This window comes from Paramicrobacterium humi (genome assembly GCF_900105715.1).
GTDB lineage: Bacteria > Actinomycetota > Actinomycetes > Actinomycetales > Microbacteriaceae > Paramicrobacterium > Paramicrobacterium humi.
The window spans coordinates 1172670-1197036 of the sequence record NZ_FNRY01000001.1 but is presented as its reverse complement, the minus strand read 5'-3'; the positions used below and the strand labels follow the sequence as shown (position 1 = coordinate 1197036).

General features: G+C 70.9%; 28 protein-coding genes. 10 read left to right on the top strand and 18 right to left on the bottom strand.

Going from position 1 to position 24367, the window contains the following annotated elements:
* Window positions 1–31 precede the first annotated feature (31 nt).
* Entirely contained in the window at window positions 32–685 is a 654-nt protein-coding gene (locus BLV49_RS06020) for a DUF1028 domain-containing protein (RefSeq protein WP_091181340.1), read from the top strand.
* A 4-nt stretch (window positions 686–689) separates the two neighbouring features.
* On the opposite strand, the gene BLV49_RS06015 is transcribed toward BLV49_RS06020, so the two are convergent.
* From BLV49_RS06015 to BLV49_RS05990, 6 genes are all read right to left on the bottom strand, one after another.
* Entirely contained in the window at window positions 690–1280 is a 591-nt protein-coding gene (locus tag BLV49_RS06015) for a helix-turn-helix domain-containing protein (RefSeq protein ID WP_091181337.1), read from the bottom strand.
* Between the two features lie 27 nt (window positions 1281–1307).
* Complete coding sequence (locus BLV49_RS06010; RefSeq protein WP_091181333.1) at window positions 1308–2654, bottom strand: enoyl-CoA hydratase/isomerase family protein; 1347 nt, start codon at window positions 2652–2654, stop codon at window positions 1308–1310.
* 11 nt (window positions 2655–2665) lie between these two features.
* The gene (locus BLV49_RS06005) at window positions 2666–3874 is read right to left on the bottom strand and encodes an acetyl-CoA C-acetyltransferase (RefSeq protein WP_091186851.1); all 1209 of its coding nucleotides are present in this window, start codon (window positions 3872–3874) and stop codon (window positions 2666–2668) included.
* Window positions 3875–4251: 377 nt separating this feature from the next.
* Window positions 4252–4650: a type II toxin-antitoxin system VapC family toxin gene (locus tag BLV49_RS06000; RefSeq protein WP_091181330.1), complete on the bottom strand. Its 399-nt coding sequence runs from the start codon at window positions 4648–4650 to the stop codon at window positions 4252–4254.
* Window positions 4647–4877, bottom strand: a complete 231-nt coding sequence (locus BLV49_RS05995; protein WP_091181327.1) for a FitA-like ribbon-helix-helix domain-containing protein — start codon at window positions 4875–4877, stop codon at window positions 4647–4649. The genes BLV49_RS06000 and BLV49_RS05995 overlap by 4 nt, the downstream gene beginning before the upstream one ends.
* Before the next feature lie 59 nt (window positions 4878–4936).
* On the bottom strand, window positions 4937–5839 hold the full coding sequence (locus BLV49_RS05990) for an NUDIX hydrolase (RefSeq protein ID WP_245723549.1): 903 nt from the start codon (window positions 5837–5839) through the stop codon (window positions 4937–4939).
* Window positions 5840–5909: 70 nt separating this feature from the next.
* Between BLV49_RS05990 and BLV49_RS05985 the strand changes: the two genes are divergently transcribed.
* The gene (locus BLV49_RS05985) at window positions 5910–6323 is read left to right on the top strand and encodes a YbjQ family protein (protein ID WP_091181324.1); all 414 of its coding nucleotides are present in this window, start codon (window positions 5910–5912) and stop codon (window positions 6321–6323) included.
* A 39-nt stretch (window positions 6324–6362) separates the two neighbouring features.
* The gene (locus BLV49_RS05980; protein WP_091181320.1) at window positions 6363–6635 is read left to right on the top strand and encodes an acylphosphatase; all 273 of its coding nucleotides are present in this window, start codon (window positions 6363–6365) and stop codon (window positions 6633–6635) included.
* Here BLV49_RS05980 and BLV49_RS05975 read toward each other — a convergent pair.
* Window positions 6632–7210, bottom strand: coding sequence for a metallophosphoesterase family protein (locus tag BLV49_RS05975; RefSeq protein WP_176980739.1), 579 nt, complete (start codon window positions 7208–7210; stop codon window positions 6632–6634). The two genes, BLV49_RS05980 and BLV49_RS05975, sit on opposite strands and share 4 nt — an antisense overlap.
* A 47-nt stretch (window positions 7211–7257) precedes the next feature.
* On the opposite strand from BLV49_RS05975, the gene BLV49_RS05970 reads away from it, so the two are divergent.
* Window positions 7258–7677 carry a ribosomal maturation YjgA family protein gene (locus BLV49_RS05970; RefSeq protein WP_143033977.1) on the top strand — a complete coding sequence of 140 codons (420 nt, stop codon included), beginning with the start codon at window positions 7258–7260 and terminating at the stop codon, window positions 7675–7677.
* A gap of 19 nt (window positions 7678–7696) precedes the next feature.
* Here BLV49_RS05970 and BLV49_RS05965 read toward each other — a convergent pair whose 3' ends face one another.
* The 4 genes from BLV49_RS05965 to BLV49_RS05950 are packed head-to-tail and all read right to left on the bottom strand — an operon-like array spanning window position 7697 to window position 11303.
* Window positions 7697–8059, bottom strand: coding sequence for a VOC family protein (locus BLV49_RS05965; RefSeq protein WP_091181311.1), 363 nt, complete (start codon window positions 8057–8059; stop codon window positions 7697–7699).
* Window positions 8060–8118: 59 nt separating this feature from the next.
* Window positions 8119–8751 (bottom strand): response regulator transcription factor, encoded by a 633-nt coding sequence (locus BLV49_RS05960; protein ID WP_091181308.1) that lies wholly within the window; start codon window positions 8749–8751, stop codon window positions 8119–8121.
* Window positions 8748–10580 carry a sensor histidine kinase gene (locus BLV49_RS05955; protein WP_091181305.1) on the bottom strand — a complete coding sequence of 611 codons (1833 nt, stop codon included), beginning with the start codon at window positions 10578–10580 and terminating at the stop codon, window positions 8748–8750. Before BLV49_RS05955 ends, BLV49_RS05960 begins: the two co-directional genes overlap by 4 nt.
* Window positions 10581–10613: 33 nt before the next feature.
* Complete coding sequence (locus tag BLV49_RS05950) at window positions 10614–11303, bottom strand: hypothetical protein (RefSeq protein ID WP_091181302.1); 690 nt, start codon at window positions 11301–11303, stop codon at window positions 10614–10616.
* Between the two features lie 146 nt (window positions 11304–11449).
* Between BLV49_RS05950 and BLV49_RS05945 the strand changes: the two genes are divergently transcribed.
* Window positions 11450–12397 (top strand): Ppx/GppA phosphatase family protein, encoded by a 948-nt coding sequence (locus BLV49_RS05945; protein WP_091186843.1) that lies wholly within the window; start codon window positions 11450–11452, stop codon window positions 12395–12397.
* Window positions 12398–12418: 21 nt separating this feature from the next.
* On the opposite strand, the gene BLV49_RS17020 is transcribed toward BLV49_RS05945, so the two are convergent.
* The 5 genes from BLV49_RS17020 to BLV49_RS05920 form a co-directional block, all read right to left on the bottom strand.
* On the bottom strand, window positions 12419–12673 hold the full coding sequence (locus BLV49_RS17020) for a hypothetical protein (protein ID WP_218132598.1): 255 nt from the start codon (window positions 12671–12673) through the stop codon (window positions 12419–12421).
* 303 nt (window positions 12674–12976) lie between these two features.
* Window positions 12977–13234, bottom strand: coding sequence for a glycine zipper domain-containing protein (locus BLV49_RS05935; protein WP_091181300.1), 258 nt, complete (start codon window positions 13232–13234; stop codon window positions 12977–12979).
* A 94-nt stretch (window positions 13235–13328) separates the two neighbouring features.
* Window positions 13329–14300 (bottom strand): J domain-containing protein, encoded by a 972-nt coding sequence (locus BLV49_RS05930; protein ID WP_091181297.1) that lies wholly within the window; start codon window positions 14298–14300, stop codon window positions 13329–13331.
* A gap of 140 nt (window positions 14301–14440) precedes the next feature.
* Window positions 14441–14884: an Hsp20/alpha crystallin family protein gene (locus tag BLV49_RS05925; RefSeq protein WP_091181294.1), complete on the bottom strand. Its 444-nt coding sequence runs from the start codon at window positions 14882–14884 to the stop codon at window positions 14441–14443.
* 128 nt (window positions 14885–15012) lie between these two features.
* Entirely contained in the window at window positions 15013–15507 is a 495-nt protein-coding gene (locus BLV49_RS05920) for a MarR family winged helix-turn-helix transcriptional regulator (RefSeq protein ID WP_091181290.1), read from the bottom strand.
* Window positions 15508–15589: 82 nt separating this feature from the next.
* Here BLV49_RS05920 and BLV49_RS05915 point away from each other — a divergent pair, with 82 nt between their 5' ends.
* The gene (locus tag BLV49_RS05915; protein ID WP_091181286.1) at window positions 15590–16204 is read left to right on the top strand and encodes an NADPH-dependent F420 reductase; all 615 of its coding nucleotides are present in this window, start codon (window positions 15590–15592) and stop codon (window positions 16202–16204) included.
* A gap of 1 nt (window position 16205) precedes the next feature.
* Here the strand turns inward: BLV49_RS05915 and BLV49_RS05910 are convergent, their stop codons facing one another.
* Together BLV49_RS05910 and BLV49_RS05905 are read right to left on the bottom strand one after the other, a co-directional pair.
* A complete protein-coding gene (locus BLV49_RS05910; RefSeq protein WP_091181281.1) occupies window positions 16206–18470 on the bottom strand; it encodes a glycoside hydrolase family 84 protein in 2265 nt (754 codons plus the stop codon).
* Between the two features lie 36 nt (window positions 18471–18506).
* A complete protein-coding gene (locus BLV49_RS05905; protein WP_176980737.1) occupies window positions 18507–19280 on the bottom strand; it encodes a DeoR/GlpR family DNA-binding transcription regulator in 774 nt (257 codons plus the stop codon).
* Window positions 19281–19366: 86 nt separating this feature from the next.
* Between BLV49_RS05905 and BLV49_RS05900 the strand changes: the two genes are divergently transcribed.
* Genes BLV49_RS05900 through BLV49_RS05885 form a run of 4 tightly spaced genes read left to right on the top strand, consistent with a single transcriptional unit; the run spans window position 19367 to window position 24367 of the window.
* Window positions 19367–20896, top strand: coding sequence for an FGGY-family carbohydrate kinase (locus BLV49_RS05900; RefSeq protein WP_091181273.1), 1530 nt, complete (start codon window positions 19367–19369; stop codon window positions 20894–20896).
* Window positions 20893–21795 carry a hypothetical protein gene (locus BLV49_RS05895; RefSeq protein ID WP_091181268.1) on the top strand — a complete coding sequence of 301 codons (903 nt, stop codon included), beginning with the start codon at window positions 20893–20895 and terminating at the stop codon, window positions 21793–21795. Before BLV49_RS05900 ends, BLV49_RS05895 begins: the two co-directional genes overlap by 4 nt.
* Complete coding sequence (locus tag BLV49_RS05890) at window positions 21792–22472, top strand: aspartate/glutamate racemase family protein (RefSeq protein ID WP_091181263.1); 681 nt, start codon at window positions 21792–21794, stop codon at window positions 22470–22472. The genes BLV49_RS05895 and BLV49_RS05890 overlap by 4 nt, the downstream gene beginning before the upstream one ends.
* A complete protein-coding gene (locus BLV49_RS05885; protein WP_091181261.1) occupies window positions 22469–24367 on the top strand; it encodes an alpha-amylase family protein in 1899 nt (632 codons plus the stop codon). Before BLV49_RS05890 ends, BLV49_RS05885 begins: the two co-directional genes overlap by 4 nt.

Genomic DNA, 24367 nt, shown 5'->3' with positions numbered 1-24367 from the left:
CGTCATATTCGCCAGGACACGAGGTGATGCGGTGACCTACACGGCACTCGCTGTCGATGTCGAGAACCGGCTCGTCGGCGCCGCGACGGCCAGCTTCTCGCTCGCCGTCGGAAACGCCGTGATAGCGACGGCGCCGGGGATCGGGGCGGTCGCGAGCCAGGCGTACACGAACAGGATGCTGCGCGCCCACGTTCTCGATCGCCTCCGCGTGGGCGACTCTCCCGCCCAGGCGATCACGCGCATTCCGGAGTGGGATGACGATGCGGCCAGACGGCAGGTCGCGGTCATCGACCTGCACGGGCGGTCCGCCGCGCACACGGGCGCCGGGTGCAGCGAGTGGGCCGGCTCTCTCTCCGGTGACGGCGCCGTCGTCGTCGGCAACCTGCTCGCGGGGCCGGCCGTCCTCGACGCCATGCTCGCGGCGCTCGAGAACCGCGCACCGGTCGGAGACGAGGAAGCGCTTCCGCCCGGAGCGGCCTTCGCCCGGCGGCTGCTCCGTGCGCTCGACGCGGGCGAGGCCGCGGGAGGAGACCGGCGCGGCCGACAGAGCGCCGCGATCCAGGTCGCCCCCTTTGCCGATTCGGTCGCCTGGCCGCCTGAGCGCAGCGTCGATCTTCGAGTCGATGACAGCCCGGATCCGCTCACCGAACTCCATCGGCTCCTGTCGCGGCAGTTCGCCGGCTAGGACTTCACACTTCGAACGGACTGACGGCGCCGAAGACGACAGTCGTGCCGGAATGCGCGTTCGCCCACCAGTGCGGCTGGGAGCAGCCGTAGGTCATGGTGTCGCCGACGCCGAGCTCGACGCGTCGATCTCCGTGCACGACGAGCAGGCTGCCCTGTTCGACCGTGACCGACTCCGTGCCCAGATGCCGAAAGGGCTGGCCCTCGTTGGAGAAGCCGGGCGGAAGCGTGCTGCGGATGACCTGAAGGCTCGACTGGCCACGCGGAGTGAGCAGTTCGCGCACGACCTGCTGCGCCGCCGGAGTCTCGGGCGAATTCGGGATATGGAACCTCTCGTCGGCCCGGACGATCATGGCGTCGCCGCCGAGTCCGCTGAAGAGCTTGGACAAGCCGACGCCGAGGGCGACGGCCAGGCGGTGCAGCGACTGGAAGGACGGATTCCCGAGCCCGCGCTCGAGCTGACTGATGAGCCCGAAGCTCACGCCCGAGCGTCGGCTGAGCTCCTGGACGCTGAGCCCCTGCCGCTGCCGCTCGACGCGCAACGCGGCGCCGAGGGCGCCGATCTCGAGTTCTGCGGCGTCCTTCTCGGCATCCATAGTCTCCAAGGGTAGCGTCGAGCCGCTTCAGCCGGCTGACGGGAGGGGTGCGAAGCGCGGGCCGTAGGCCGCCGCGAGCTGCGTGGCGCGGACGGCGAACCCCTCGGGCCCGCCGCTGTGCTGCTGGAGGAAGCGTGCGGCGCCGCCCGTGGCCGGCGGAAAGCCCGCATCGAGCGAGGCGACGTTGACGTCGGCGTCGGCGATCGCCTCGGCGGCCTGGACGCGAGCCGCCGCGAGGGCGGGAGCGAACAGCATCCGGTCGACGAGGTCGGCGAAGGGAGCGGGCGCCTCGACGCCCTCGACCGGCTCGAGAGCGCGAGCGTCCAGGCGCGCGATGACACCGCCACGCCAGCCGGCGCAGCGGGCGGCGCGCTCGACGACGGCAGGATCGGCGCCTTCGCGGACGGCGGCGACCGCCTCGCCGAGCGCGGCTTCGTCGACGACAGCCGCCACGTCGGCGCGCGCGTCATCGGCGCCCTCGCTCAATCGCTGCCGGTCGAAGAACGCGTCGATGAGGTTGCGGGCCTCCGCCGTGTGGGAGAGGTGCACGAAGTAGCGCGTCTCGATCTGCGAGGCGGTGTCGAAATCGACGAGGGAGCCCTCGACGATCGCCGCCATCGCGGCGCGCGGGGCGGGCAGCCGGCCGGCCTCGGCGTGAGCGGCGGCGATCCAGCCGGGCAGAGCGGAGGCGACGCGCGGGTCGCGGGCGTCGCCGCCGGGAATGCGGAAGCCTCGTTCGTCCCACGGTTTGACGGCCACGGGGCTTGCGGCGAGCCACGTGCGAGCGGCGGCGAGGGCGCCGGCGGCATCCGCCACGATCTCGTCGATGAGACCGAGCTGGAGGGCGTCCTGCACGCCGACGGGGTTCGCCGAGAGGATGAAGCGCACGGCGGCCTCGACGCCGAGCATGCGCGTGAGCCTGACCGTGCCGCCCGCGCCGGGGAGCAGGCCGAGGCCCACTTCGGGCAGGCCGAGGCGAAGCCGATCGCCGTCGACGGCGATGCGCCGGTGGCAGGCGAGGGCGAGCTCGAGACCGCCGCCGAGGGCAGAACCGTTCAACACGGCGACAACCGGCACGCCGAGGGTCTCGAGCCGGCGCAGGTCGCGCTTGATGCCGTCGAGTCGTTCGGTCTCGGCATCCGTCGTCGAGGGATCGGCCGCGCGGAGCGTTGCGAGATCGCCGCCCGCCGAGAAGGAGCGCTTCGCCGACGTGAGAATGACGCCCGTGAGACTCTCGCGTTCGGCCTCGAGCCGGTCGAGCGTCTCGCCCATGGCGGCGATGTAGGCGTCGTTCATGACGTTGACCGGCGAATCGGGGTCGTCGAGGGTGAGCGTCGCGATGCCGTCGGCGACGTCGATGGTCATGGCGGTCATTGTTCCTCCGGTCACACTCGCTCGATGATGGTCGCGATTCCCATGCCCGAACCAACGCACAAGGTCACGAGGCCTCGGCGCAGTTCGCGCCGCTCGAGCTCGTCGAGCACGGTCGCGACGAGCATGGCGCCTGTCGCGCCGAGCGGATGCCCGAGGGCGATGGCGCCGCCGTTGACGTTGACCTTCTCGTGCGGCACGTCGAGGTCGCGCATCCACTTCAGGACGACGGCGGCGAAGGCCTCGTTCACTTCGAAGACGTCGATATCGTCGACCGTGAGACCGGCGCGGGCGAGGGCCTTTCGGGTCGCGGGAACGGGCCCCGTGAGCATGATCGTCGGCTCGCTGCCCACGACAGCGGTCTGCACGATGCGCGCTCGCGGGGTGAGTCCGAGCTCGCGGCCGATCTCGGCGCTGCCGACAAGGGTGAGCGCGGCCCCGTCGACGATGCCGGAGGAGTTGCCCGCGGTGTGCACGTGGTCGATGTGCGGCACCTCGCGGTGACGATCGAGCGCGACGGCGTCGAAGCCGGCCGCGCCGAGCTTCGCGAACGCGGGCGGGAGGGCGGCGAGGCCCTCGGCCGTGGCGTCGGGGCGCCGGTGCTCGTCGTCGTCGAGCAGCATCCGACCGCTGATGTCGGTCACGGGCACGACGGACTGCTCGTAGCGGCCGCTTGCCCACGCGGCCTCGGCGCGACGCTGCGACTCGAGGGCGTACGCGTCGACGTCGGCGCGGGAGAACCCCTCGATCGTGGCGATGAGGTCGGCGCCGATGCCCTGCGGCACGAAGTGGGTGTCCCACGCCGTCGCCGGGTCTTGCGCGATCGCGCCGCCGTCGGAGCCGAGCGGCACGCGCGACATCGACTCGACGCCGCCCGCGAGCACGAGGTCTTCGAAGCCGGACGCGACCTTCTGCGCGGCGACGTTGACGGCCTCGAGACCCGAGGCGCAGAAGCGATTGAGCTGCACGCCGGGCACGGTCTCGGGCAGTCCCGAGGCGAGCGCAACGGTGCGGGCGATGTCGCTGCCCTGCTCCCCGACGGGAGACACGACGCCGAGGACGATGTCGTCGATGCGGGCCGGGTCGAGGTTCGGATGCCGCTCCCGGAGCGCCACCGCGAGCCCGGTAACCAGGTCGAGCGGTTTCACGCTGTGCAGGGCGCCGCCGCGGTTCTTGCCGCGCGGCGTGCGTATCGCCTCGTAGAAGAATGCCTCGCCGGTCATGATCACCTCATCGTGTCGCGGCGACGCGCGGCCGCCTGGCCCCAGCCTATGTGCTCGCTGTGGCGGGGTGAAGGATGCCGCTTCGTTCTGCACTTTCCGCCGACACGCCGCGTCGCACGAACACGACACGGCGTGTCGGCGCACTCTGCAGAAATTACTCGGCAGCGAGCAGGCCACGACGCGCGGACGTTCCCGATCAACGTGGGCAGTCGGGCTCGTCAAGCCGCCTCAAGGGGTGTGAGATGGATGCGTGAAGCTGGAGGCGATCGAATCCGACGCGCTGGAGGGTGTCGCGTACGACGCTGAGCGTCGAACGCTGCTGGTCCAGTTCGAATCGGAAGGCGCACCGCTTCCGTCGGCTGGACTAAGAAGTGCGCTCAAGCACCAAGGACACGAATCGCACACCGGGGACCAGACGCGGAAGCAAGTCTCCGATCTCCCGTGAGTAGCTCGCATCCGAGGACTTCAGCAAGAGCGACATACGACGTGTCGTGTGCGGTCACGTTTGCGCGTAATTCGTACGCGCGGCGCATAAGACGCAGCGTCGGGACGCGCTCAAAGTCGAGGCCTTCCAGATCGTCGACTGCCCGAACAAAACCTTCCTCGGAAATCGTGCCAGCCAGCCAGCGCTTGCGCAGTACGGTGACTGTTTCGACGTCGATGAGATCGGGCGCCATAAACTCGCCCGCGCTTCGCAATTCGTCACGTGCCGTGCGTCCGTCGTCACCGCCGTCGCCAAGTGCATTGACGAGCACGGAAGCGTCGATCACGATCACCGCTGCGAACGCCCCTCAGCGAGGTCCTTGGCCGCTTGTTCAAACCCCACCCGGCCGTCACATCGGGCCTCGATCTCATTCAGCACGTCGGTGATGCTCGTTCGCTCAGAAGCGCGATGCAACTCACCGAGCAGATATTGCTGCAGGGATTGATTATGTTCTCGCGCTTTGAGCTGCAGCTTCTTGTGCATGTCGTCCGGCACGTCACGAACCAGAATATTTGCCATGCTTTCATTCTGCTTGCATCCCGGCAGATCTTCAAGCAGACGTTGACGCAATGGCGCAGTTATTCGACGCCGGCGTCGCGCCGCGCAACCGCCACCGCGTCGAGCACTCGAAGCCGCAGCGCGTTCGAGCGCTCCGCGAACTCGCGCTGCCGCCTGACGTACTCGGCCTTGCCGGCCGGCGTCTCGATCGCGACGGGCTCGGCTCCCCACGCGCTCACGTCGTAGGGCGATGCGGCCATGTCGAGCCAGCGGATGTCGCGCGCGAGCTCGAAGGCGCCGAGCAGCACCTCGCCGGGCACGAGCGGGCCGAGCTTGATCGCCCACTTGTAGACGTCCATGCCGGCGTGCAGGCAGCCGGGCTGCTCAAGCTCGGACTGCGCCTCACGAGTGGGCTGCAGCCGGTTGAGCGGCACGGCCTCCGGCGTGAAGAAGCGGAACGCGTCGAAGTGACTGCACTGAATGCGGTGGCCCTCGACGACGGCATCCGTCTGCTCCTGACCGAGCCGCAGCGGCACGGCATGCCGGTGCTCGCGCTGGCGGTAGACCATCGCCCACTCGTGCAGTCCGAAGCAGCCGAACTGCCCCGGCCGTGCCGCCGTCTTCTCGAGAATGCGGCAGATCGCCTCGACACTGGCGCGCTTCGCGTGAAGGAACGCGGCGGCGTCCACGCGAACGGAGCCCGGTTCGGCGCCGGGGACGTACCACTTCCAGGTTGCGCGCGGGGCGCCGGCGGCATCCGTCAGTTCGATTCCCGCGCCGGGATGCCAGCGCCGGAGGATGCTCGGCTTGTACGAGTAGTAGGTGAAGAGGAAGTCGTCGATCGGATGCTGCTCGCCGCTCTGCTGCCGAGAGCGCCAGCCGGCCGTGAGCGCGTCGGCGCGCTGCTGGTGCGCCGCCTCTCGGGCGCGCCACTCCGATGCGGCCAGCGCGGGCGCGCGATCGAGGGCGGGGGCGGTGCTCACGCATCGAGGGTAACGCGGCGCGCTGGGCGATAGCATCGTGCCCACGCGAGGCGAACAGAGGAGACCGCGCATGATCATCGTGACCAGCAACGAGATTCCGGGCTATCGCATTGAGGCGGTGTTCGGCGAGGTCATGGGACTCACGGTGCGCGCTCGCGACATCGGCTCACAGTTCACGGCGGGCTTCCGGTCGCTCGGCGGCGGGGAGCTGCCCGAGATGACGCAGATGCTCTACGAGAGCCGACACGAGGTCATGAACCGGATGGTCGGCGAGGCGCAACAGCGCGGCGCGAACGCGGTGGTCGCGATGCGGTTCGACTCGTCGGAGCTCGGCACGACCTGGACCGAGGTGTGCGCATACGGCACGGCGGTTGTCGCGGTGCCACTCGGCGCCGGGGAGACCGGGTCGACGCCGCAGTCGGAGTGGCTCGTGCAGCAGCCGGCCCAGAACGGCGCTCAGCCGGGCACCGCGTCACCGCAGTAGATGCCGTCGCTTCACGCCCGTGGCGGGCAGAATGGTGTCATGATGCGGAAGAACGTGATCGTGACGGGCATGGTTCAGGGTGTGGGGTTCCGCTTCTCGGCGCAGCGGAAGGCGCAAGAGCTCCACGTGACGGGATGGGTGCGCAACCGCGCCGACGGCGCGGTCGAGGCCGAGATCCAGGGCACGGAGGAGCAGGTCGACGAGATGCTGCGCTGGCTGCGGCAGGGGCCGCGCGGCGCCGAGGTCGGCAGCTTCGAAGTGGCCGACGTCGAGGAGCTCGGTTCGGAGAAGAGCTTCGCGATCGACCGCTAGTCGAGAGAACGCAGCCAGTCGACAATTGCCCTCTCGTCGACGGGCGCGTAGTCGCGCACATCGACGCCGACGTTGAACTGCCGGCCTCGCTCCGCGAACTCGGTGTGGACGTGACCGTGCAGGATGGGCAGGCCGTGGTCGAGCGGCCGCTCGGCCCGGTAGCGGTCCTTCGCGAGCGAGTCGCCGCGGTACGGGAAGTGGCAGACAAGTACCCGGCGGCCCTCGATCGAGTGCTCGAGGCGCTCGGGCATGATCTGCCAGCCGGCGTCCTCGTACACGCGCCAGTACTTGGCGCGCTGGTCGCCGCCCTCGAAGAACGTCGCGACACGATCGTGGTTTCCCGGCACGAGCCGGCGGCGGCCGTTGAGCTGCGCCGTCATCGCGATCTGATCCTCGATCGGATGGCCGAGCGCGAGGTCGCCCAGGTGCCATACGTCGTCGTCGGGGGCGACCCGGTCGTTCCAGCGGGCGATGAGCTCCCGGTTCATCTCGTCGACGTCCGCGAACGGCCGATGCGTGTACCGGATGATGTTCACGTGCGAGAAGTGCGTGTCCGCCGTCCACCACGTCGTCATGGCCCACCTCCGCTGTTCGCCCGAGCGTAACGCAGTACGCCCGGCGTGTGACAGCCCCACCGAAGACGCGACGCGTCGCGGCATCCGCTCGTCGACTCGCCCTGATCGGCGCCGCGCCCGTCGTCATCGCGTGCGGGCTTGCTATGCACGCGCTCGGTTCGGGTCCAGTCGCCGACGTCGTGGGCGATGTGCTCTACGCCGCGCTCATCTACCTGCTGGTCGCGGCGCTGCTCCCGCGCGCGCCGCAGATCGTGCCCGCCGCAGTCGCGATCGTGTGGTGCGTCGCGATCGAGTTCTTCCAGCTCACCGGGCTGCCCGAGCAGTGGGGGCTGGCGTTCCGGCCCGCGATGCTGGTGTTCGGCACGGTCTTCTCTCCGGTCGACATCGCGTGCTACGTCGCGGGCATCGTCGGCGTGGCGCTGTGTGACGCCGCGGTCGCCCACGTTCGCCGCGCGCACGCCGCGTGAACTGCCCACCCGGCCGCGCTCACATCTCGGTCGTGCCCTCGTACAGTCCGATCGCGTTGCCGTCCGGGTCAGTGATGGCGGCCCACCAGCTCGTGTCCGAGATCGGCTGCTTCTGCATGATCACGCGTCCGCCGGCCTCGAGCGCCGCAGCGATCGTGTCGTCGATGGAATCGACTTCGACGTAGGAGCGCGGCTGGCTGAAATCGGCGCTGCGCGGCGCGAGCCCGCCGCCGCTGATCTGATTCGGTGCGCGCCACATCGGGTACCCCTCATAGCCGGGAGCCTCCGCGATCTGCCAGCCGAACAGTTCTGAATAGAAGGACTTCGCCTTCTGCATGTCGCTCACCGGGATGTCGATGTGCGTGATGTCTCCGTGTGCCATGAGACGTCCTCTCCTCACGCACAGTGTCACCCCGTTGCGCCGCCGCGGCAAGTGCGATCTCAGGCGCCCTCGTGAGAGCGCGGCGTTCGCGTCTCACGCACGATGCGGGCGGCCTCCAGCCGGTCGGCGGCATCCAGTTTGAGCATGACTATCGACACGTAGTTCGCGACCGTCTTCACAGACACGTGCAGGCGCCGGGCGATCTCGGGGTTCGTGAGGCCGCGGCTCAGCAGATCGGCGACGTCCGCCTCGCGCGCGGTCAAACCGGGGAGGGAGGCCCGGTCATCGGGGCGGACGAAGGGGCGCGGCACGTTCTGCCCGAGCCACAGGGCGCCCGACGCTGCCGCTTCCACAGCGGCGAGAATGTGCGCAGGAGGCGACTGCTTGGTGAGGAAGGCGCTGGCTCCCGCCCTCAGCGCCGCGGCGACGGTCGCCTCGTCGTCGAACATCGTGATGACGACGACGCGGATCGCCGGATCGCGGGCCACGATCCGCTCGGTCGCCTCGATCCCGCCTAGGTCGGGCATGGAGACGTCCATGAGCACGACCTCAGCGGTGGTGTCGGCGACGACCTGAAGCGCCTCGCGCCCGGTCATGGCCTCGCCAACGACCTCGTGCCCGCTCGCGGCGAGCAGGGACGTGAGGCCCTTGCGGAAGACCGGATGGTCGTCGACGACGACGATTCTGCTCACGGGACCACCTCCCGTTCGACCGGCAGCCACACCGACACGACCGTGCCGCCGCGGAGTCCGCGCTCGACGCGTGCCGTGCCGCCCAGTTCGTCCGCGCGCTCGCGGATGGAGCGCAGACCCAGGCCGGGCCGAAGCTGCTCGGGCACGCCGATGCCGTCGTCGAGCACTTCGACGCGCACGCCGCCCTCCGCGAGGCCGACGCGCACAGTGCACGAGCGAGCGTCCGCGTGCGAGCGCACGTTGGCAACGGACTCCTGCACGATTCGCAGCACGGCGAGATCGACGGCGGCGGGCAGTTCGCCGACGTGCTCGATCTCGAGCCGGACCTCGGGCACGGTTCCGGGCGCCGTGCGCAACCGATCGCGAATCGCCGCTTCGATGCCGTGATCATCGAGCACGGGCGGCCGCAGCCCGTGCGAGATGTCGCGCGCCCGCTCGGCGGCCTGCTGGATGTCGTGTTGCAGCTCGCGAGCGGTGTCGCCGAGAACGGGATCGAGCGGATCGGCCCGACGCGCGAGCGCCGCCGCCGACAGCACGAGTCCCGTGAGCCACGGGCCGAGGTCGTCGTGCAGCTCCCGCCGCAGCTCACGCCGCTCCTCTTCGCGCGCGCGAACGAGCTCGGCTTGCGCCGCCGTCGCCTCGCGAAGCGCTCGAGCGCCGTGCAGCGCCGGCGCCGCCAGCCGGGCGATCGTCGCGAGGCCCGAGCGGTCTCGCGCGCTGAGCGACGATTCTCCGTTGCGAGGAGCGACGGCGAGCGCGGCGAGCAGCTCTCCGCCCAACGCGATCGGAACCTCTTCCACGCTCGCCTCGCTTGTCGGGATCGGGACTCCGCAGTGCGCGTCGAAGACGGCGGCGTCGGCGGGGTCCGCGGCGCGCACGGTCACCGACGGCGAGGCCGTCGCTTCGGCGGCGACGATGGCGACACGCTGCGCCGTGCTGCGCGGGTCGTCGGCGTCGAGCACGGCGGCGAGGCGCGCGGCCGCCTGGTGCGGGGCCAGCCTGCCGCGGAAGACGAGCCAGTTCGCCGCGAACGCGCAGACGCGCGTGATGGTATGGCCGGCGGCGGCGAGCGCAGCAGCGCCCCACCACGCCGCAGCGCTGAACTCGGCTCCGAGCGCTGTCGCCGCGGCGATCACTCCCGCGAACAGCAGGCCGAGCACGGCGGCGACGCCGACGACGACGAGGAACGCGCGGAACGCGGCATCCACATTCCACACTCTCGGCCGCACGAGGCCGATGACGACGCCGAGAATGATCGGCAGGCTCGCCGCGTTCGCCGCGGCCTCCGACAGCGGGCCGGCATCGCCGATGCGGCCGCCGTGCACGAACGCGACGACGACGAAGCACGTGACGGACGCGAGAAGACCGAGCAGGGCCCAGCGCACGCTCTCCCGCTCCGCCGTCGTGGCGCTGCGCCGATAGCGATACGCGATGAACCCGAGGCCGAGCACAAGCTGAACCGCCGCGAACGCGGTCCACCAGGTCGACGATCGGTCGCCCCCGACGGCGGAATCGACGATGAAGACGACGACGGATGCCGCGACGAGCCCGATCGACCAGCGGGGCACGAACCGCCCGTCGGGGAACGTCGAGGCGAGGAGCGGGAACCCGATGAACCACAGTGCCGCCGCGAGATCGGCGACGACACCGTTCGGCGGACCGGGCGCGACGAGGCCGAGCGCGAAGCCGACGAGGAGCATGACGGCGGCAGCGGGCGAGAGCCACGCTCGCCGCCCGCGCCGCACCGACGTGATGAGGGCGACGAGCGCGCCCCCGATGGCAGCCGTTCCGATGACGATCCGGCTGGCGACGAGCAGCGATTCGTCCATGTGACTGATTGTGGCAACACGCGCGGCGGCGCGCTATGGCCGATGTGCCTTCACAAGGAACGCGACGCCGAGCACGAGAGCCTGCAGAACGAAGGCGATCATGCCCCACGGGACGCTGAACGGCGTCACGACGCCCGCGACGAAGGCGGCGAGAGCGAGGCACAGCACGACGCTGAGAGGAACGCCGATCAGCCCGGAACGCCGCCCCGCCGTGAGCAGGAGCACGGTCCAGCCCGCCGTCAGCACGGCGAACGCCACCCCGTAGCCCGTGCCCTCGATCGCCTGCAGCTGAAGCAGTGCCGCCTGCAGGTGCTCGTCGGGGGCGACGAGGGGGATGCCCGCGCCGACGGAGCTGTAGCCGGCTCCCACCGCTCCCGCCCACAGCAGCCACATGAGTGCCCCGGCAACGCCCATCGTCGTTCCCACCCGCGCCGCTGTCGAAGCGCCGTTGCCGGCCTGGCGGACGAGCTCGCCGACGCCGATGACGAGGAACAGCAGCCCGACTCCGATGCCGGCGAAGGCGAGCATCTCGACGCCGCCGCGCCAGCTGTTGTCGGCGAAGCCGTCCTGCCACGCAGGGTATTCCGCTTCGCCTTCAGCGGCGGCAAGGGCGACGACGACGGGCTGCAGCGCCCACGCTGCGAACGCCCCGATCCCGCCCCAACCGGCCGCGCGGTACGCGGCTCGGTCGCGGGATGTCGATGTGGTGATCGTCTCGGTCATGGCAACTCCGTTCGGTGGGATCGCCGGACGGCGATTTCCCTCAGCATCCGCCGCCGTGTTCCCGGGATGCCAGGGAGCGGAACTCCCGAATCGGCGTCGGGCGGACGGCGCGGTACAGTGAGCCTCGTTCTATGAAGGAGAAACCCGTGACCCGAGTGGCTGCCATCGACTGCGGCACCAATTCCATCCGTCTGCTCATCGCCGACGTCGCCGGTGGCACGCTCACCGACGTCGTGCGCGAGCTCGAGGTCGTCCGCCTCGGCGAGGGCGTCGATCGCACCGGCCGGTTCTCGGATGCCGCTCTCGGTCGCACGCTCGACGTCGCTCGCCGCTATGCGGCGCAGTGCCGTGAGCACGGCGTCGAGAAGGTGCGCTTCGTCGCGACCTCGGCCACTCGGGATGCCGCCAACCGGCTGGTCTTCATCGAAGCCGTTCGCGACATCTTCGGCGTCGAGCCCGAGGTCATCGCGGGCGAGGAGGAGGCGGCGCTCTCGTTCCGAGGCGCCACGAGCGTGCTCGCCGCGCAGGGCGAGGAGGCCGGCGGCCGCCTCGTCGTCGACTTGGGCGGCGGGTCCACCGAGCTCGTGCTCGGCGGCGACTCCCCCACCGCCGCGTTCTCCATGAACGTCGGCAGCGTGCGCATGACCGAGCGCAACGTGCGCAGCGATCCGCCGACGGAGGACGACCGCGACGGCGTGCGCTGGGATGTCAACGCGGCGATCGACGAGGCGACGCACACCGTCGACCTCGCAGAGGTGCGCGAGCTCATCGGCGTCGCCGGCACCATCACGACCGTGACGGCGCATGCTCTTCGGCTTGACCGGTACGACCCGGCAGCCATCCACGGCGCTCGGCTGCCGATCGCGACGGTCATCGCCGCGTGCGAGGACATCGCCTCGCTGCCGCGCGACGAACGGGCCGCTCTCCCCTACCTGCACCCCGGCCGCGTCGACGTGATCGCCGGCGGCGCCATGGTCTGGGCGACGGTGCTGCGGCGCACCGTCGACGCGGTCGCCCAAGCCGGGCGCAGTCTCGACACAGTCGTGACAAGCGAGCACGACATCCTCGACGGCGTCGCGCTCTCGATCGCCTGACGACGCGGCTCCCCCGCGAACTCACTCGTTCGGCTGGGACGCGACAGCCCACGTCGGCAGCTCCTCGACGTCCCGATGTCCGCGCAGCGCGACATACAGCGGAAGGGCCGGGAGAACAAGGAGCGTTCCCGAGAGCCACAGCGCGGCACGGACTCCGAACAGCTCGCCGATCGCGCCGCCCGCGAGAGCGCCGAGCGGTAGCGTCGCGAGCAGAACCGCGCGAACGACGTCGGACGCGATGAGGATGCCTCGCCGTCGCCACCGGTCGACCCACACGCCGGGCGAACGCGAGGGTGGACGACGCCGTGACGATGCCGAGCTCGAGCGGCGTCGCGTGCAGGGTGAGAACCGCGAGAAGCGGGATCGCGACTCCGCTGATCTGCGCGCCGAATTGGCTCGTGGTCTGCCCGATGAGCAGCAGGCGAAAGTCGCGGTGGGCGAAGAGAGAGCGACCAGACATAGGGGCCTCCGATTGTCGTGGGTAGGTGTTCCCCACCCACGAGCCCGGTCTGAAATCGTCGCTCGGGGGGTCTAAATATAGTCGGGCGGCTCAGCGCAGGCAATCATCGTCCGCGATTTTCACCGATCGGATGCCGGTGGGCCGCCCGTCTCGTCCGAGTCGTCGCCCGGCCCCTCGTCGTTCCTCTTCTTCTGTTGCTGCTGCTGGTCGAGTGCTACACCGAGCGCGACGCCGATCGCGACGCCGATTCCGAGCCCCGCACCCATGTTGTCTGTGGTGACACCGTAGCCGGCGCCGATCGCGACCCCCATGGCGATGCCGACGGCGAGCATCGAATGCTGTTCGTTCGGCCCGCGTCCTCGCTTCTGTGCGCCCATGCCCCGTCCTTTCGTCATCTCCGTCGACGCTACGCCCGCGACGATGACGTGACATCCGCCGCGCGACGGGTATCCCGGTCCGCCCGCGGTGGGATCAGACGAAGCGAATCGCGCGCTGCAGGCGCGTGCGGACCTCGAACAGGTCGGTGCCGGCGGGCCGCGCGGTGTCGGGCACGCCCGTGCGCAGGAAGTGCGCGATGACGGAGCGCTGCACGGCGAACGCGTGGCTACCCCGCACGCGGCCGAGCGAGGTGATGGGCGCCTCGAGGTCGTCGTCGGGCAGCACGATGACGAGTCCGGTGAACTTGACCTTCGCGCGGCGAGCGAGTGCTCGGGCGCGCAGGGCGAGGGCGTGAACGGGCCGCTCCCCCGCGCCGAGTGCCTCGCTGATCAGCTCTCCGCGGCGCACGCGCGCGGGCGCCCCCCAGTCCTCGGACTGCACGGCGTACAGGCCGGTCGGGCCGAGCACCACGTGGTCGATCTTCGCGGGATCTGTGAGCGGAGCGTTCGCGTCGGTGCTCCACTCGTCGTCGCCGACGGCGGTCGCGACGCCGTGCCAGAGTGTGTAGCCCATGCCGAGATCGCCCAGCGAGGCGGCCGTCGCCTCTTCGGCGAGCGCGTCGGCGAGGGCGTGGCGGATCTCCCGCGGCGCCCGCCGGATGAGGCTCTCGTCGTAGGGGTCGTCGAGCTCGGCGCCGCGGCCGACCCACTCGCGCATGAGGGTGAGGTAGCGTTCGCGCGACCAGCCGCCGGGGTGCCCGTGCGAGCGCGCCTTGGGACGCGTGTCGCGGCGCGTTTCATGGCTCGCACCGCTTGTCGCCCACACGTGCTCGTCGCTCGCGGTCGCCGGCCGGTACACCGATCGATCGAATGCCGCGCGCGCGTCGGGAGTGCCGATGCGCTCCCAGGCGAGCTGCACGGCGTTGAAGCGCGCGGCGCTGCCGCCGAGATCGGGGTGCGTCTCGCGGGCGAGCCGCCGGTACGCCTTGCGCAGCTCCTCGTCGCTCGCGGCAGGGTCGACCCCGAGAACCTCGTAGGGGCTCTGCGCGAGGGGGCTGTCAGACATGCCGGTCCTTCGGGTCGGGGACGACCAAGAACACTACCGCGACAAGCTGATGGAGAAATGGATGCCGATCGGGCTGGCACGCAAACGGCGAGGCCCGCCAGCGCATCGCTGACGGGCCTCGACTACTGTTCCCGTGAGGATCAGGACTGCGCGGTTGCGTCCTCGATGGCCGCAGGAGCGGAATCGTTCGCGGTCGTGACGGCGATCTTGCGCGGCTTGGCCCGCTCACTCACCGGTATCGTCACGCTCAGCACGCCGTTGTCGTAGCTCGCGCTTATTTTCTCCGTGTCGATGCCCTGACCGAGGCTCAGCTGTCGCAGGTACGACGCAGCCTGGCGTTCGCGGGTTATCCACTTCACGCCCTCACCCTTCGGCAGGGTCCGCTCTGCACGGATTGTGAGCAGCTGACCATCGACGTCAATATCGACAGAACCGGGATCGATGCCGGGAAGGTCCGCGCTGAGCACGTATGTGTCGCCATCCCGATAGAGATCCATCGGCATCTTGCGCGGGCCCTGCATCGCGTCGAGCACGCTTCCCGCCATGCGGTCGAATTCCCGGAACGGATCAAACGATGTTGCCATTTAGGTTTCCTCCTGAACGTGAGTGTGTCGTACTCAAGTACGTCTAGATTAGCACTCGCGCCCTTCGAGTGCTAGGAATGGCGATCGCCGTGAGCGAACCCACGAAGGGAAACCCTCCGTCACTGATCTCAGCGCGGCCCTCGATGGCCCGTGATGCCGAAGACGCTATCGGGGTCGATTCGCGAGAGCACTCGCTCGGCGATGCGCGCAAGGTCACTGACGTCGCGCTCGTCGAGGGCGCCGATGACGGCATCCTGCACCGTCGCGACGTGACCGGGAGCGGTCTCGACAAGCTTCTCCCAACCGGCCTCCGTGAGGCGCACGTTGGTGGCCCGCCGGTCTTCCGGGCACGGCATCCGCTCGATCAGCCCTCGCTTCTCCAGCCGCGAGACGACGTGCGAGAGCCGCGGGAGCGTCGCGTTCGTCTGAGCGGCGAGCGCCGTCATGCGCAGTGTGCGGCCCTCGCTCTCGGAGAGCATGGCAAGCGTGTAGTACTCGAAGTGCGTGAGATCGGCGTCGCGCTGCAGTTGCGAGTCGAGGATGCCGGGAAGCAGCTCGACGACGGCGACGAGACGCTTCCACGCCTCGAGCTGTTCCGCGGTGAGCCATCGTGGTTCGGTCATGACGCCATTCTACCAAATTAGTTGACGCAACAACCAAAGTGGCGTAGTTTCCTTGTAGAGACAACCAATCGAAGGAGTGGACATGACGGACATCACGATTATCGGTGCGGGAAACATGGGCTCGGCGCTCGCCGGGCGCTTCTCGTCGGCAGGAAACAGCGTGCAGGTTCTCGCTCGGGATGCCGCAAAGGCGAACGCGGCGGGCGGCACGGCCGCCGGCACGATCGGCGACGCGATCACCGGCTCGATCGTCATCCTCGCCGTGCCGTATCCGGCGCTCGGCGAGATCTTCACCGCCTACGCGGACGCTCTCGCTGGCAAGATCGTCGTCGACATGACGAACCCCGTCAACGGCGAGACGTTCGACGGACTCGACGTTCCCGCCGATGCCTCCGCCGCCGCGGAGATCGCCGCGAAGCTGCCGAGCGCCTCGGTGCTCAAGGCGTTCAACACGAACTTCGCCGCGACTCTCGCCACGGGCGACGTCGCCGGAACCCCGACGACGGTTCTCGTCGCGGGAGACGATGCGGACGCGAAGTCAGCGCTGACGGACCTCATTGCCTCGTCCGGCCTGCGCGCGCTCGATGCCGGATCGCTCAAGCGCGCTCGGGAGCTCGAGGCGCTCGGCTTCCTGCAGATTCTGCTCGCCGCGGGCGAGAAGACCTCGTGGACGTCGGGGTTCGCGCTCGCGAAGTGACTCAGGCCTCGGTGTGGCGAGCTCCGGTGATCGCGAGCTCGCCACACAGCAGGTTGACGGCGGCCGTGAAGAGCTCGTGCCCCTCCGGCGCGATGAGCCACGGGGCGAGGCCATCGGTGCCGAGGAAGAATAGCACGCGGTCGGCGGGCGCGCGCCGGCCGGAGGCGAGGGTGCTGCCCGCGGGGTATCGCGCGATCACGGGCAACCCGTTCGTCGAGGTCGTCGCGACGATCTCGGCGTGCGGGCCGACGCGCCCCCAGCTGACCATACCGGGGCCGCGGTAGACGCGAACCGTCCCGCTCGCGCCCGCGGCGAGCGGGTGGGCGTCGTCGATGACCGCGATGTCCTCCTGGCCGAGGACCTCGCCTGACCGGCTCGAGAGGCCGAGCGTGTCGAAGCGCCCCCATGCAAGCAGGGGAACGGCGGCGTCCGTCACCGCTCGTGCGTCGGCTGCTCCCGCGTTCGGCGACACGATGATGAGGTCGGTGTCCTCGCGCACGGCGCCGCCCGGCGCGACGAGATCGACGTCGAAGCCGCGTGCGGTCAGCCGCTCCGACAGGTCCCGGTCGCCGGGGACGGGGTTGCCGCCCACGAGGACGGCGACGTGGCGGTGAGCGGGCACGCTCATGCCGGCCATTCCCGCGCGCACGAGAACTTCGCGCACGAAATCGGGCAGCACCGAGCGCAGAACGTTCTGATAGTGCGCGTCCGCCCGCTCCTGGGCGCGCGCGAGCGCTTCCCGCTCGGCCACGAGCGCCTGTTCGTGCTCCTCCCCCATGTGCCGCAGCAGCGCGCAGGCGCGAGCGCCCGCGTCAGCGGCATCCCGAGCCGCCGCAAGCCACGGCCGCAGCGCGTTCGTGAGCGGCGACGGCGGGGCCTGTTCGTCTTCTCCCGCCCGAGCGAGCAGGGTGAGGGCGGCTTCGAGCCCGGCGAGGGCGTCCGCGTCGCCGCCGAGCGCCGCGGGGGCGAGCGCGCCGATATGCGCGCTCTGCGGCGCGGACGGCGGCCAGGAGCTGCTCACGGCGACGAGAGCCTCGACGGCTGCGGCGTGCCGGCCGGCCACGGCCCCGAGCGCCCGGCGGGCGGAGTCGGCGGGCACGTACGTCTCGGGGTTCCAGGCCCAGTCGGCGACGGTGGCGAGCGCGAGGTGCGACGGAGCCGCCTCGACCATGGGGTTCGAGGCCACGCCGACGAGCGCGGAGCCCGCGAGGTCCGTCGTGCGCCCGAGAAGCGGGCCGAGAAACAGGCGGCTGCGGTCGAAGTCGTTGACGGGGAAGTTGTCCCACAGCACGAGCCGCCGACCGTAGCTCGCCGCGGCCTCGTCGATGTCGCGTCGCGTGACCTCGCCCACGACGATGTCGGAGCCCGTCCACAGCACGAGGGCGTCCTCGGGCAGCGTCTCCCGCAGGCCCTCCCGGTATGGCGATGGCGCGCAGCCCGCGTAGTCGGTGGGGCAGATGAGCAGAGGGTCGGGGACATGATGCGCGCGGAGGAACTCCTCCTCGAAGACGGCTGCCGCGAAGCCGTGCGCTCGCCCGGTCGCCCGCGCATCCGCCCCGAAGCGCTCCCGGTCCGCGGCGTGCGTGAGCTCGCCCGGCACATCGTCGAAGAGCACGGCGAACCGGCGCACGCCCGCGCTCCACAGCTGCTGGGCCTTCGCCGCGAGCGCCTCGTGCTCGCCGCGCTCGGCGAAGCGCATCGAGAGCGCCGGGGATATCGCGTAGACGAAGCGCACGCGGTTGCGCTCGGCCTCGGCGACGAGCTCCGCGATCTCGCCGAGCAGGGCGGCCGGGTATGGCTCCCGCCAGTTCTCGCGATGGTAGGTGTCGTCCTTGGGGGCGTAGACGTACTCGTTGAAGCCGACGCGGCCGGCGAAGCGCAGGAACTCGACGCGGTCGGCGTGCGACCAGGGCGGTCCGTAGAACCCTTCCACGACGCCGCGCCGGCTGAGCGTCGGCGCGTCCCGGATCGTGAGCGCGGGCACGCCGGCCGGCTCGGCCCGCACCTGGGCGAGCGTCCCGCGTCCGCGGAAGAGACCGCCCTCGTCGGCCGCCGCGATCACGGCCCTCCCGCCGCTCTCGTCCCCGCTGACGCGCAGGATGTAGCCCTCAGGCGGGAGCGCCTCGGGGTGCTCGTCGGCGAGGAGCCGCCACGCTTCGCTCCCCGGTGCGTGGCCGACGACGAGCGTGATCCGGTCGGCGGGCACGCGGGCACCGGACTCGTCGCCGTGAACGACGTGCGGTGTGGGCAGAAGATCATCGAGCATCGGTGTTCTCCACGAGCGGTCGGATGCTGTCCGGCGTCAGACGACGACGGATTCCTCGTCATCCGCGATGACGACGCGGACGCCCGTGTCCCGCACCGCCGACAGCAGTTCGGGCGACGCGCCGGCGTCGGTGACGAGAACATCGGCGAGCGCGAGCGGGCCGATGCGGATGGAGGCCCGGCGAGCGAGCTTCGTGTGGTCGGCGAGCACGATGACCGTCTCGGCGCTGCCGGCCATGCGCTTCTTCACCTCGGCGTCGAGCATGTTCGCGCACATGAGCCCGGCCGCGTCGACAGCGGTGACGGAGAGCACGGCGACGTCCACCGAGAGCGACTCGAACGCACTGGCCGCTCCCGGTCCCGCGAATGAGCGCGTGTCGCGCTGATACACGCCGCCGACGCCGATGAGCTCGATGTCGTCGCGCGCCGTGCACGCGCTGATCACGGGCGCCGAGTGGCTCACGACGGTAGAGCCCGGCCCGACGAGGTCCGCGAGCGGCGCCACCGTCGTTCCGGCATCGAGCGCGACCGTCCCCGAGGGCGGCAGAAGCGCGGCGCAGGCGGCGGCGATCTCCCGCTTCTCCCTTGCGCCCGACCTGGTGCGCTCATCGAACGGGATGCTGCCGACGAGCGTCGCTCCCCCGGTGACGCGGCGCGCGCGTCCCTCGAGCTGCAGCTGGCGCACGTCGCGGCGAATCGTCATCTCGGAGACGCCGAACTCCGCCGCGAGCTGGCCGGAGGAGACATAGCCGGTCTCCTCCAGGCGGCGCAGGATCTCCGCACGTCGCGCGGGAGCTTCGGTGTATCGCACGCATCCATCCAACGTTCTGCGCGAAGCGTTTGTCAATAGTGCGACAAATCTTGACCTCTTTGTGCAGAAACGGACAAAATGGGGTTATGGCGAGGACGGCATCCGAAGGCGCTTCGCCGGCGACAGCCGCGCCGGACGATGCGGCGCTCCCGGACGCTGCCGTCGCGGTCGGCATCGACATCGGCAGCACAAATACGAAGGCGGTGCTGGTCTCCTGCGGCGGACCCCGGTCGGAGCTCCGTGAGCTCGCCGTGCGGCAGTTCTCCACTCCCGACACCGCGGACGAGCTGCGCGACTCGGTGACGCAGGCGCTCCGCGAGCTCACGGCCGTGGCCCCCCGGCATCCGCTCGTCGTCGGCATTGCGTCGATGGCAGAGACCGGCGTGCCGCTCGATGCGGCGGGCACGCCCCTGACCCCGCTCGTGCGCTGGAACGCGTCCGCCGACGCCACCGTCTTCGAACGCATCGACCCCGAGCGCTTCTTCTGCGCGACGGGAGTGCCGGCGCTGCCTAAGGTGCCGCTCGCGATGTGGCACGCGCTCGGCGCCGACGACCCGGGTCTGTGGCGGCGCCTCGCCCGCTGGTCCGGCGTCGCCGACCTGATCGCCCACACCCTCGCCGGCCACTGTGCCACCGACCACACGCTCGCGGGGCGCACGGGCGCGTACCTGCTTCCCGCACGGGGCGAGCGGATGCCGCGCGGCTTCGACGCACGACTGCTCGCGCTCGTCGGCCTCACGCCCGACAAGCTGCCCGACGTCGTCGCTCCGGGAGAAGCCGTCGGCGCCGTGTCGGCGGCCGCGGCCCACTCGACCGGGCTGCGCGAGGGCACGCCCGTCTACGTCGCCGGCCACGACCACGCCGTCGGAGCCTGGGGAGCCGGCGCGCGAGGCCCCGGCGACGACGCCGACTCGATGGGAACGACGGAAGCGCTCGTCCGCGTGCTCGGTGCACCCGCCGACCGCGCCGCCGTTTCCGCGACGGGCATGAGCCTCACGCGCACCGTCCCTGGCGCGCACGAGTCGCTTCTCGCCGGCGCGAGCGGCGGCTCGCTCCTCGCGGGATGGGCGCACTCCCCCGGCCCCGTCGATGGGACCACGAGGCTCGGCGAACTCATCCGGCTGCCCTACCCCTCCGGCCGGCAGACTCCGCACCCCGACCGGACCGCCCGCGACGAGCTCATCGACATCGCCGGGCGCCCCGTCGACCCCGCGACGCGCTCGGACGACGAGCTCCGCCGCGCGACGCTCCTCGGCCTGTGCCTGCAGCTGCGCTGGATGGCCGAGACGCAGCAGAACGCCGCGGCGGACCCGCTCGCCCCGAGCGTCGAACCGCTCGCCGTCATCGGCGGCGCTCCCGCGGGGAACGCGGAGTGGCTTGCGTTGAAGTCCGCCGTCCTCGGCCGGCCGCTGCGCGTTGCGCACGTCGCTCAACCTGTCGCGTGCTCGGCCGCGCTGCTCGCGGCCGTGCGGGCGGGCGTGTGCGCCGACGACGTGCGCCTGCCGGCGGCATCCGTCATCACCCCACCCGCCGAGAGCGAGGCGCAGGCCGCCTACGACACCTTCCGCCGAGCCGCACTCGCGGCCCCGACCCCGACAGAGGAGAGGCGCGTATGACGCGAAACGACCGCCGCAGGGATCTGCGCCCCATCGCCCGCGAAAGCGGAGCTCTCGCGATGGTCGCCATGGACCAGCGCGAGAGCCTGCGCACGATGTTCGACGCCGCGGGCGCCGGACGGCCGGCGGACGACGTGCTGCGCGCGTTCAAGCTCGACGTCGCCGAAGTGCTCGGGCCGCTCGCGTCCGGATTCCTCATCGACCGGCACTACGGCTACCCCGAGGTGCGCGACGCCGGCCTGCTGCCCGCGTCCACGGGGCTCATTCTCGCCGCCGACGCGCTCACGCAGGACGACGGCGGTCCCGTCGAGGAGACGGCGCTCGACGAGGTCGTGTGCGCGCCCGATTTCGACCTCGCGGGCGTCGCGGCGATCAAGCTGCTCATCATCTGGCGCCGTGACGAGCACCGGGCGCGCCGCATCGAGCTCGCCCGCTCGTTCATCAACACGGCGGCCAGGCGCGGCGTGCTCTCGGTTCTCGAGCCCGTCGTCCGGTCCACGCCCGGCGAGCTCGACGACGGCAGCTGGGACGCAGACGACGCCATCGTCGAGGCGGCGAAGGAGCTCTCCCCGCTCGGTCCGAGCCTGTACAAGGTGCAGGTGCCGCTCGCCGGCGCGGGAGAGAAGACCGAGCAGGCCGCGGCGAGCGAACGACTCGCCGCCGCGATCACCGGCCCCTGGGTCGTGCTCTCGCAAGGCGTCGAGCGTGACCGGTTCTTGCCCGCCGTCGAGGCCGCCTGCCGGGCCGGCGCGAGCGGCTTCCTCGCGGGGCGAGCGCTCTGGAGCGACATCGTCGGCGCCGATGACGTCCCGGCCGCGCTGCGGCAGACGTCCGTGCCGCGACTGCGAGCGCTCATCGACGTCGTCGACCGGAACGCGCGCCCCTGGAGCGAGGCATGAGCACGCGACTCGGACTCCTGCACACCGTGCCGGCCCTCGCCGACTCCTTCCAGAGCGGCATCCGGGCGCGGCGGCCCGACGTGGACCTCGTGCACGTCGTCGACTCGGCGCTGCTCGAGACCGCGATCGACGTCGGCGTGACCGACGAGGTGACCGAGCGCGTCGCCGCGCACATCGGCTACCTGCAGCGCTGCGGAGCACGCGCGATCCTCGCGACCTGCTCGTCGATCGGCGAGGCCGTCGAGCAGGCGGCGGAATCCGCGACCGTGCCCGTCCTTCGCGTGGATACCGCCATGGCGCGCACCGCCGTCGATACCGCCCTGCGGGGCCACGACCCGACGGACGGACCGGGCCGCATCGCCGTCCTCGCGACCCTGGAAGCGACGCTCGGCCCGACGGGCCGGCTGCTTGAACGCGCGGCGGCCGACGCCGACGTTCGCGTGCAGGCCCACGTCGTCGAAGGCGCCGCCGCGGCCCGCTCCGCCGGCCGGCCCGACGAGCACAACCGGCTCATCGCCGCCGCTCTGCTCGACGCCGCCGCGCGCTCCGACGTCATCGTGCTCGCTCAAGCCTCCATGGCGGAGGCGGCCGCCGACGCCCCGACCGACGTTCCCGTGCTCACCTCACCCGACAGCGGCACCGCCGCCCTCCTTCACACCCTCGATGAGAATCCATGACCGAATCGCAGACAACGGCAACTCTTGCGGCGAACGCGACAGACCGCCCCCTGATCGAGCGCACCGGCAAGCGCCTGATCGTGCGCGCTGCGCGCTATGAGCTCGAGGTCCCGCGCTTCGCCTCGGGATTCGAGTCGGCCCCGTACGCCCTGCTCCGCGACCTCGACGGCGGCGACTGGCTGAGCGTCAACCTGCTCAGCAGCGTCGACACGACCAACGGCGTCGACGAGAGCGTGAGCGTCGACGCCGTCGAGGTGTGCGAATACGGCGTCGACGCGATCCGCATCGGGGTGCGGCTGAGCAGCTCCATCTGGGATGAGCACGAGACGCGCCTCGTGTGCACCCCCGCGACGCTCGAACTCTCCACGAGCGTGCGAGGCATCGGGACGCTCAGCGAAGTCGCGCTGTTCGGCGGACGCGCGATGCTCCCGACCGGCGCGTGCGGCACCTTCCGCTCGGAGGCGGTATTCACGGGCGTGCTCGTCCCCGCGGCGACCGAGCCCGTGCAGCTCATTCGCTCGTCTCGCACCCCCGCGACGCTCGGCGTCGTCGGCGACGCCGACCCCGGGAGGCTCAACGCCGTGTTCTCGCCGCCCCCGCTCGCGTTCGGTCTGACACGCGAGCACGTCGCGGTGACGGCGCACGCGCCCGAGGGCGACTGGCTCGGCCTCTGGCTGCGCGCAAGCGTGGACGAGCTGCGGTTCACGAGCATGCGCTACGCGCCGAGCGAGAACGGGTTCGCGATCACGCTCGACTACGACGGTCACACGCCCGTCGACGGCACGTGGGACTCCCCCACTCTCGTCCTCTCCCCCACCGGCATCGGCGACGGCTGGCGCGTTCTGGACGCCTACCGCGACGACCTCGCCGCTCATGGCCTCGCCCCTGACGTGTCCGCCCGCGCCATCCCGGACTGGTGGCGGCACCCCATGTTCTGCGGCTGGGGAGCGCAGTGCGCGCGCTCCTCGCACGTGCTCCACGTGGGCCCGAGCGAACCGACCGCCGACACGGCGCCCGAGACGGCCGACGACGAGAAGTCCGTGACGGCCGCAGCGGCGAGCTTCGCGCGCGAGAGCGTCTATGACGAGTTCCTCGCCCGGCTGAAAGCGCACGAGATCGTCCCGGGAACCATCGTCATCGACGACCGCTGGCAGTCCGCGTACGGAACGGGAGCGATAAACACCGAACACTGGCCGGATCTCAAGGGCTGGATCGCCGCCCGGCACGGCGCCGGGCAGCGCGTTCTGCTGTGGTGGAAAGCGTGGGATCCCGAAGGTATTCCCGCTGCGGAATGTGTCACCGATCCACGCGGTCGGCCCGTGAGCGTGGACGCGGGAAACCAGGCCTATCGGGATCGCCTCCGCGGCATCCTGCATCACCTGCTCAGTCCCGAGGGACTCGACGCTGACGGGCTGAAGATCGACTTCACCCAACGCGGCCCGAGCGGGCATGCGCTGCGCGCGACAGAGACGACGTGGGGAATCGCCGCGGTGCACAGCCTGCTCAGCACGTTGTGCGAGGGCGCCCGCGCGGCGAAACCTGACGCGCTCGTCGTCGCGCACGCCGTGCATCCGTCGTTCGCGGACGTGTGCACGATGGTGCGCTTGAACGATGTCTCGAAGTACGACGTGAGCGGCGCGCGCGTGCCCGTCGTCGACCAGCTGCGCATGCGCCATCAGATCGCCTCGCGCGTGCTCCCCGACACTCTCGTCGACACCGACCAGTGGCCGATGCCGAACCGCGCCGAATGGCTGCGCTACGCGCACGAGCAAGTGCATCTCGGTGTTCCCGCGCTGTACTACCTCGAGGCGATCGACCGGTCAGGCGAGCACATCGACTCCGCCGATCTGCGCGAGATCGCCGCGACCTGGCGGCACTATCGCGAGGGACTGTGA